12 protein-coding genes are annotated in these 7,807 nt (G+C 67.5%); 5 read left to right on the forward strand and 7 right to left on the reverse strand.

Features of this window, described 5'->3' with window-relative positions; all coding sequences use genetic code 11:
* Both AC1D15_RS11825 and AC1D15_RS11830 read right to left on the reverse strand, forming a co-directional pair.
* The coding region (locus AC1D15_RS11825; RefSeq protein ID WP_477826127.1) for a hypothetical protein at window positions 1-212 on the reverse strand (212 nt) is incomplete at its 3' end.
* Between the two features lie 144 nt (window positions 213-356).
* Entirely contained in the window at window positions 357-1,112 is a 756-nt protein-coding gene (locus AC1D15_RS11830; RefSeq protein ID WP_477826128.1) for a 2OG-Fe dioxygenase family protein, read from the reverse strand.
* An 89-nt stretch (window positions 1,113-1,201) separates the two neighbouring features.
* Between AC1D15_RS11830 and trhA the strand changes: the two genes are divergently transcribed.
* The 4 genes from trhA (at window position 1,202) to AC1D15_RS11850 (ending at window position 3,304) form a co-directional block, all read left to right on the forward strand.
* Entirely contained in the window at window positions 1,202-1,816 is a 615-nt protein-coding gene (gene trhA, locus AC1D15_RS11835) for a PAQR family membrane homeostasis protein TrhA (RefSeq protein ID WP_465113173.1), read from the forward strand.
* Window positions 1,813-2,313, forward strand: coding sequence for a cupin domain-containing protein (locus AC1D15_RS11840; RefSeq protein WP_477826129.1), 501 nt, complete (start codon window positions 1,813-1,815; stop codon window positions 2,311-2,313). The genes trhA and AC1D15_RS11840 overlap by 4 nt, the downstream gene beginning before the upstream one ends.
* Window positions 2,310-2,570 carry a VF530 family protein gene (locus AC1D15_RS11845; protein ID WP_047511373.1) on the forward strand — a complete coding sequence of 87 codons (261 nt, stop codon included), beginning with the start codon at window positions 2,310-2,312 and terminating at the stop codon, window positions 2,568-2,570. Before AC1D15_RS11840 ends, AC1D15_RS11845 begins: the two co-directional genes overlap by 4 nt.
* A gap of 182 nt (window positions 2,571-2,752) precedes the next feature.
* Complete coding sequence (locus AC1D15_RS11850; RefSeq protein ID WP_052213034.1) at window positions 2,753-3,304, forward strand: porin family protein; 552 nt, start codon at window positions 2,753-2,755, stop codon at window positions 3,302-3,304.
* Here the strand turns inward: AC1D15_RS11850 and AC1D15_RS11855 are convergent.
* From AC1D15_RS11855 to AC1D15_RS11870, 4 genes are read right to left on the reverse strand one after another with little or no spacing between them, the layout of a single operon-like run.
* The gene (locus tag AC1D15_RS11855) at window positions 3,292-3,558 is read right to left on the reverse strand and encodes an RNA-binding S4 domain-containing protein (RefSeq protein ID WP_477826130.1); all 267 of its coding nucleotides are present in this window, start codon (window positions 3,556-3,558) and stop codon (window positions 3,292-3,294) included. The genes AC1D15_RS11850 and AC1D15_RS11855 overlap by 13 nt on opposite strands.
* A complete protein-coding gene (locus AC1D15_RS11860) occupies window positions 3,555-4,538 on the reverse strand; it encodes an LLM class flavin-dependent oxidoreductase (RefSeq protein WP_465113171.1) in 984 nt (327 codons plus the stop codon). The genes AC1D15_RS11855 and AC1D15_RS11860 overlap by 4 nt, the downstream gene beginning before the upstream one ends.
* Window positions 4,535-5,404, reverse strand: coding sequence for an S-formylglutathione hydrolase (fghA, locus tag AC1D15_RS11865; protein WP_477826131.1), 870 nt, complete (start codon window positions 5,402-5,404; stop codon window positions 4,535-4,537). Before fghA ends, AC1D15_RS11860 begins: the two co-directional genes overlap by 4 nt.
* Complete coding sequence (locus AC1D15_RS11870) at window positions 5,397-6,506, reverse strand: S-(hydroxymethyl)glutathione dehydrogenase/class III alcohol dehydrogenase (RefSeq protein ID WP_047512248.1); 1,110 nt, start codon at window positions 6,504-6,506, stop codon at window positions 5,397-5,399. The genes fghA and AC1D15_RS11870 overlap by 8 nt, the downstream gene beginning before the upstream one ends.
* Before the next feature lie 307 nt (window positions 6,507-6,813).
* Between AC1D15_RS11870 and AC1D15_RS11875 the strand changes: the two genes are divergently transcribed.
* Window positions 6,814-7,023: a cold-shock protein gene (locus AC1D15_RS11875; protein ID WP_047511365.1), complete on the forward strand. Its 210-nt coding sequence runs from the start codon at window positions 6,814-6,816 to the stop codon at window positions 7,021-7,023.
* A 75-nt stretch (window positions 7,024-7,098) separates the two neighbouring features.
* Here AC1D15_RS11875 and AC1D15_RS11880 read toward each other — a convergent pair whose 3' ends face one another.
* Complete coding sequence (locus tag AC1D15_RS11880; protein ID WP_052213033.1) at window positions 7,099-7,563, reverse strand: BON domain-containing protein; 465 nt, start codon at window positions 7,561-7,563, stop codon at window positions 7,099-7,101.
* Window positions 7,564-7,807: the final 244 nt, after the last annotated feature.

Below are 7,807 nucleotides of genomic sequence, written 5' to 3' on the forward strand. Positions count from 1 at the left end.
TCGCTGGCTTCACGCTTGCCGGTCACGACCACCTGCGGCATCACGATCACCGGCATCTTCTTGCCGGTGATGGTGACCATCGGCATCGTGATCACTTCCGGCGCCACCGCGGCGACCTGCGCGCCGGCCTGGACCCGCGGCTGGCACAGCAGCACGGCGGCGGACAGCGTGGCAACGATCAGCGTCAGTTGGGTCAGGCGGGTGGTGGTCATGTCGGGCTCCAGTCGGTGGTTTGTGTCGTCGATGGAGTCAGTATCGGCAGCCACTCCGCCCGTTCCCAGCGTGTTGCGACGGCCCGGCCCGGCGCGCGGATGAACTGCAGCCGGGCGCGACGAACCGGCCGCGCCTCGGCGAACTCAGCCCCCCAGCGGACCTTGGAACCCGCCCTGGCGGAAGGTCAGCACCAGCGTGTCGCGGTGCGCGCTGTGCTGCGCATCGGCCGACAGCGGCTGGATCGGCGTGCTCTCATGGATCACGCGTTCGTCGTCGAGCATCAGCGTGGTCCACGGCTCGCTCATCGTGAAGCGGATGCCGTTCGGGCCCTCGGCCTCGAAGACCCGCGTCTCGCCGCCCTTCACGCCGCGGCGGCCGACCAACAGCACCGCGACGAAGTCGACGCCGTCGCGGTGTGCGCCCTCGGGCGTCGGCCGGCCGATGCCATCGGTGGTGTCGATGCGGAACTGGTGCGCCTCGACGAACCACGGCCGCGCGCCCTTCAGCGCGCTGCAGGCCTCGGCCATGCGCAGCAGCAGGCGCGCCCACACCGGCTGCGCGACGACGCCGGCCGCCATCGGCTCGAACCAGCGCTCGATGCCGCCGTGCAGCGCGTTGTAGGCCACCGGCTGCCAGTGCGCGCGATGCGGCGACGGCGTGAGCGTCGTGCCGTCGACCACGAAGCAGGAATGGCGGCGCCGCCGGTAGCGGCCGCCATCGCGCAGGTAGCCGTCGGGCGGCAGGTCGTCCCAGCTGGCCTCCAGCGCCTGCAGCTCGGCCGCGTCGGCCGCGAGCCAGTCGCGCAGGCCGGCCGGGCTGATCACGCCGTGGCCCTTGGCGCGCAGGTCGGGCACGAGTTGCGAGGCGGTGACGTAAGGGGGCAGCATGCGTTCGGTCATGCCGCGATGATGCCAGCCCGAAAGCGTCATCGTGCTGCCGCTATGCTTGCGGCCTGCGCCTCCTCAAGCCTTTTCAGAAAGCGGGTTTCATGTACCACGGCGAGCGTTTCAACAGCTTCACGCACCTGGCCGGCCTGCTGCTGGCGATCGGCGGCGGCACGGTGCTGATCGTGCAGTCGTCGCTGCACGGCGATGCCTGGCAGATCGTCGGCGCGAGCATCTTCGCAGCCACCATGATCCTGCTGTACGGCGCATCGACGCTGTACCACAGCGTGCGCGGCGCAGCCAAGCGCGTGCTGGTGAAGTTCGACCACTGCGCCATCTACCTGCTGATCGCCGGCACCTACACGCCGTTCGCGCTGGTCACGCTGCGCGGGCCGTGGGGCTGGTCGTTGTTCGGCGTGGTGTGGGGGCTCGCGGTGGTCGGCATCGTGAAGGAATTGAGCCTGGGCCGCGAGCGCATTCCTTCCGTGCCGCTGTACGTGGCGATGGGCTGGCTGGCGCTGATCGCCGCGGTGCCGCTGGTGCGCGAGCTGCCGTGGGCGGCACTCGCCTGGCTGGTGGCGGGCGGGCTGTGCTACACCGGTGGCATCGTGTTCTACGCGAACGACGAGCGCTGGCGCCATGCGCATGGCGTGTGGCACCTGTTCGTGCTGGCGGGCACGGCCTGCCACTTCGTCACCGTGCTGCTGTACGTCGCATGAGCGGTGTCCTCCATCCGCGCGCGGCCGAGCTGATCGCGCTGCTGCAGCTGCAGCCGCATCCCGAGGGCGGGCACTACCGCGAGTTCTTCCGCGCGGCGTCATCCATCACGCCGGGCGATGGCCGCCCGCCGCGCAGCGCGCTGACGAGCATCGATTTCCTGCTCGGCCGCGGCCAGTACAGTGCGTGGCACCGCGTCGCGTCGGACGAGGTCTGGCACCTGCTCGAAGGCGGACCGCTGCGGCTGTGGCTGATGCCGCCGTCGCTGGATCGCATCGAATCGGTGACGCTGGCGCCGGTGAGCGCCGCGACGCAGCCGCGCTTCACGGTGCCGGCACAGTGGTGGCAGGCCGCCGAGCCGGTCGGCGACTTCGCGTACGTGGGGGCGACGGTGGCACCGGGCTTCGACTTCGCCGATTTCTCGTTCCTGCGCGACCACGCCGATGCGGTGTCGGCCGTGCGCGCATTGAAGGCCGATCTCGCAAGGCTGTCTGGATGAGCGACACACCCGCCCAACCCCGCAACCCGCTGCACGGCCTCACGCTCGAGGCCTTGCTGACCGAGCTGGTCGCGCACTACGGCTGGCCGGGCCTGGCCGAGCGCGTCCAGCTGCGCTGCTTCAGCATCGAACCGAGCATCCCGTCGAGCCTGAAGGTGCTGCGCAAGACACCGTGGGCGCGCGAGAAGGTCGAGAGCCTCTACCTCTTCATGTTGCGAGAAAGAGACCGCGCGGCCCGCGCGAGCAAGCCGCGCTGAGCTGGGCCTTCGAGCCCGGTTTGCCGGGGAAGTTCCGCCTTTCTGCTGCACTGCAACATCATGTTGCAGGCCCTCGAAAAACTTCACGTTGAGGAGGTGTCGCGTTCACATGCGCGGCTGATCCTGCTTGCATGTCGGACAAGCGATCCGGCAGTCCTACTGAGAGAAACAGGAGTGAAAGCATGATCAAACTGAGCAGCAAACTCATCATCGCCTCGGCCGCCTCGCTGATGGCACTCGCAGCGCACGCCCAATCGGTGCAACCCGGCCCGTACGTCGGCGGCAGCATCGGCACGACCAAGTTCCACGGCGACAACATCGGCGGGCTGGACATCGACACCACCGACACCGGCGGCAAGATCTACGGCGGCTACCAGTTCACGCCGAACTTCAGCCTGGAAGGCGGCTGGGTCGGGCTGGGCAAGTACAGCGCCAGCGGCAGTGAGCTGAAGCTGAACAACGGCGTGTTCCTCGACGCCGTCGGCACCTTCCCGGTGGCGCAGGACTTCTCGCTGCTGGGCCGCGTGGGTGTCTACAACGGCAAGGCCGATCGCACGGTCAACGGCGTGAACGACAGCGAGCGCGGCACCGACGTGAAGTACGGTGCGGGCGTTCAGTACGACCTGTCGAAGAACACCGCGATCCGTGGTGAATGGGAGCGGTACCGCGTGAAGGCGCTGGACATCAAGGACAACACCGACCTGTTCTCGGTCGGCGTGAACTATCGCTTCTGATCTGTCGCCTTCCAGGCACCTTCCGGGGCGGGCTGCGTCGGCACCAGCACGCGAATGCGCGTGCCGGTCAGGCCGACCACCTGCCCCGCCCTGATCTTGCAGGTCTTGCGCAGTTCGGTCTGCCCATCGACCTCGACCTTGCCCTMGGCCACCATCGTCTTCGCGGCGCCTCCGCTGTGGCACACGCCGGTGGCCTTCAACAGGGCATCGAGCGGGATGAAGTCGCCGCGCAGTTCGAAATCGATCTGGTTCATGCGGCGAATTGTCGCGCGAGCAGCGCATACGAATGCCGCCGCACCGCGGGATCGTGCGCCCAGGTGTTGATCACGAGTTCTTCCAGCCCGAAATCGCTGGCGAGCGCGCGCAGCTTGTCGGCCACTTGCGCAGCCGTGCCGACAAACGCCTTGCGCCGCATCGGCTCGATGACCGCCATCTCGTCCGGCGTGAAGCCACGCGCGGCGATCTGATCCGGAGACTGCAGCGGCCCGAGCAGGCCGCGGTTGCGGTCGACGCGCCAGCGCTCGCGGCTCAAGGCCAAGTGCAGCGCGGTCTCTTCGGTATCGGCCGCCAGGGCCCAGACGCAGACGGTCGCCTGTGGCTTGGGATGCCGCTCGCTCGGCTGGTAGAGGCGGTGGTACAGGTCGAGCGCCTGCTCGGCGCCTTGTCCGTCGGTGAAGAAATAGGCGAACGCATAGGGCAGCCCGAACTGCGCGGCCATCTGCGCGCCATAGTCGGAGCTGCCGAGGATCCACACCTGCGGCGCATGCTCGCCGCGCGGGTGCGCGACGATGCCGCGATGGCGCAGGCCGCTGGTCCAGGCCTGCAGGTCACGCACCTGCTCCGGGAAATTCTCCGCACTGCCATACGCATGCGGATTGAGCGCCTGCGCGGTGCGCATGTCGCCGCCGGGAGCGCGGCCGACACCGAGGTCGATGCGACCGGGTGCCAGCGCCTCGAGCACGCGAAACTGCTCGGACACTTTCAGTGCCGCGTAGTGCGGCAGCATCACGCCGGCACTGCCGATGCGGATGCGGCTGGTGCGGGCGGCGATCGCGGCCATCACGATCTCGGGCGCGCTGCCGACGATCGTTGGCAGGCTGTGGTGCTCGCTGACCCAGAAGCGCTCATAGCCGAGGGCTTCGCAGTGCTGCGCGAGCTCGAGGGTGTCGCGGATGGCGGCGTCTTCGCCTTGGCCGCTCAATGCGACGGATTGATCCAGGACTGAGAGTTTCATTGTCGCGAGAGCGCTTCGGCGTGATGCGCGATGTGGTCGGCCATGAAGGTCGAGATGAAGTAGTAGCCGTGGTCGAAGCCCGCATGGCGTCGCAAGGTCAACGGCTGACCGGCCGCGTTGCAGGCAGCTTCGAACAGCTCCGGATGCAACTGCGTCGCCAGGAATCGATCGGCCAGGCCCTGGTCGATCAGCAGGTGCGATGTGCGCGCCCCGGCCTTCACCAGCTCGGTGGCATCGTGCTCGCGCCAGGCCTGCCGGTCTTCACCCAGGTAGCCACGGAACGCCTTGTCGCCCCACGGGCTCTGCATCGGCGCGGCAATCGGCGCGAAGGCCGAGACGCTGCGGAACAGCGTTGGATGCTTCAGGCCCAGCGTCAGTGCGCCATGCCCACCCATCGAGTGCCCGAACAGGCCGAGACGGCTCGTGTCCGCCGCGAACTGCGCTTCGATCAGCGCCGGCAGTTCCTGCGTCAGCCAGCTGGCCATGCGCCAGTGCGTGCGCCACGGCGCTTCGGTGGCATCGAGGTAGAAGCTGGCCGCCGTGCCGAAATCCCACGACGCATCGGCCTCGGCGATGCCGGTGCCGCGCGGACTCGTGTCCGGCGTCACGAGCATCAGCCCGAGCTTTGCCGCGTGCTGCTGTGCGCCCGCCTTCATCGCGAAGGTCTGCTCGTTGCACTCCAGGCCGGCCAGGTAGATCAGCACCGGCACGCGTCCCGACGCGGCCTGCGGCGGCCTGAACACGCCGAAGCGCATCGGCAGGCCGATCGCGTCCGACACATGCTCGTGAAAACCTTGCACGCCACCGAAGCACGCCTGCTCCGACAAGGTCTTCACCGGCCCGCCGCCAGTCACGCTTTCAGTCATACACCACCACCGAACGGATCGACTCGCCACGCTTCATCAGGTCAAAGCCGTGGTTGATGTCGTTCAACGCCAGCTTGTGCGTGATCAGCTCGTCGATGCGCAGCTTGCCTTCCATGTACCAGTCGACGATCTTCGGCACGTCGGTGCGGCCGCGCGCACCCCCGAAGGCCGAGCCCTTCCACTCGCGGCCCGTCACCAGCTGGAACGGGCGCGTCGAGATCTCCTGCCCCGCCGCCGCCACGCCGATGATGATGCTCTGCCCCCAGCCCTTGTGGCAGCACTCCAGCGCCTGCCGCATCGTGGTCGTGTTGCCGATGCACTCGAAGCTGTAGTCGGCGCCGCCATCGGTCAGCTGCACGATCGCATCGACCACGTTGTCGACCTCGCGCGGGTTGATGAAGTGCGTCATGCCGAAGCTGCGCGCCATCGCCTCGCGCGCCGGGTTCAGGTCGACGCCGATGATCTTGTCGGCCCCCACCATCTTCGCGCCCTGGATCACGTTCAGCCCGATCCCGCCCAGGCCGAACACGACCACGTTCGCACCCGCCTCCACCTTCGCGGTGAAGAGCACCGCGCCGACACCCGTCGTCACGCCGCAGCCGATGTAGCAGACCTTGTCGAACGGCGCGTCGCTGCGGATCTTCGCCAGCGCGATCTCCGGCACCACGATGTGGTTGCTGAAGGTCGATGTGCCCATGTAATGCAGGATCGGCTTGCCGTCGATCGAGAAGCGGCTCGTCGCGTCCGGCATCAGCCCCTTGCCCTGCGTGCCGCGGATCAGCTGGCACAGGTTGGTCTTGCGCGACAGGCAGAACTTGCACTGCCGGCACTCCGGCGTGTACAGCGGGATCACGTGGTCGTCGCGCTTCAGGCTCGTGACCCCCGGCCCGACCTCCAGCACCACGCCCGCGCCCTCGTGGCCGAGGATCGCCGGGAACAACCCTTCGGGATCGGCGCCCGACAGCGTGAACTCGTCGGTGTGGCAGATGCCGGTCGCCTTCACCTCCACCAGCACCTCGCCGGCGCGCGGCGCCGCCAGGTCGACCGTCTCGATGCTCAAGGGGTGGCCGGCCTTCCAGGCCACGGCGGCTTTCGTCTTCATCAGCAGCTCCTTGCGGGCACCGGGCGCGCAAATGGCGGGCATTGTGCGATGTGGCTGCCGGCGCGTCCGCCTGTCKTGTGGAAACACCGTCACCGGGGACGATTCTCGACACGGTGTGCGGAATGTCCCGACCCGTGGTGTATATTCCGCCGCACAGGTATACGCAAGACTGTGGTTGTGAGTGATCTTTTGCGACGCCGTGCTGGTTCCAGCCCGGTTCTGTTGAAATCCMCGAATAACGCTTGAGTGTCTCTGCATGCGTCGGCATGTGCTGCCGCATTACTACTGATAGAAATAGGAAACGTCCATGACGACGCAAACCGGTACCGTGAAGTGGTTCAACGAGAGCAAGGGCTACGGCTTCATCGCTCAAGACGCGGGCGGCGCTGACCTGTTCGCCCACTTCCGTGACATTCAAGGCAACGGCTTCAAGACGCTGCTGGAAAACCAGCGCGTTGAATTCGAAGTGAAGCAAGGCCAGAAGGGCCTGCAAGCCGCGAACATTCGCGTGCTGTGATGCAGCGCAGGGCGCAAGCCCTGCTGCAAGACGAACGCGGCCCCCGGGCCGCGTTTTCTTTTGGGGAAGTGCTTCCTACCGCTTGACCTGCGCCGTCTCGATCGCCAGCTTGTTGTCGACGCCGCTCACGCCCTTTACCGCCATCGCGATGCGCTCGGCCCGCTGGCGGGCGTCCTCGCTCGGTGCCGAGCCGTACAGCGCCACCTTGCCATCGTGCGTGTCGACGTTCACGCGCAGCGCGCTGAGGTCCGGATCCTTCGCGATGTCGGCCTTGATCGATGCCGTGATCGCCCCGTCGGCGATCGACTGACCGATCTGCGAGGTGCCGTCCTGGCTCGCCTGCGACGCATCGCGGGCCGCGGTCTTCACGTCGGCGACCGACTGCTTCGCGTTCTGCTTCACCTCGTTGGCCGCCTGCTCGGCCGTCGACACCGCCGAATCCAGTTTCTGCCCGACGGTGCGGTGGTCGCTCGAATCGCAACCCGCCGCCAGCGCGACGATCGGTGCGGTCACGCACAGGGTCCACAAGAGCTTGCTCATCTCGATTTCTCCTTCAGTGTGACGACTGTAGGTTCGCCCCCCGGCGCCCCCTGTCGGCGCCCCGCCTGATCGCCTGTCGGACAAGGTCGACATCGGCGCTACCATCAAACGGCATCCCCCAAAACCAACATATCCAGGAGACATCGCGATGCCCACCTCCCTCGAGAACCAGCAGATCCGCCTGGCCGCCCGCCCGGTCGGCCTGCCCACCGCCGACAACTGGCAGTTCACGACCGAGCCGGTC

Source organism: Rhizobacter sp. P2_H2, assembly GCF_056403375.1.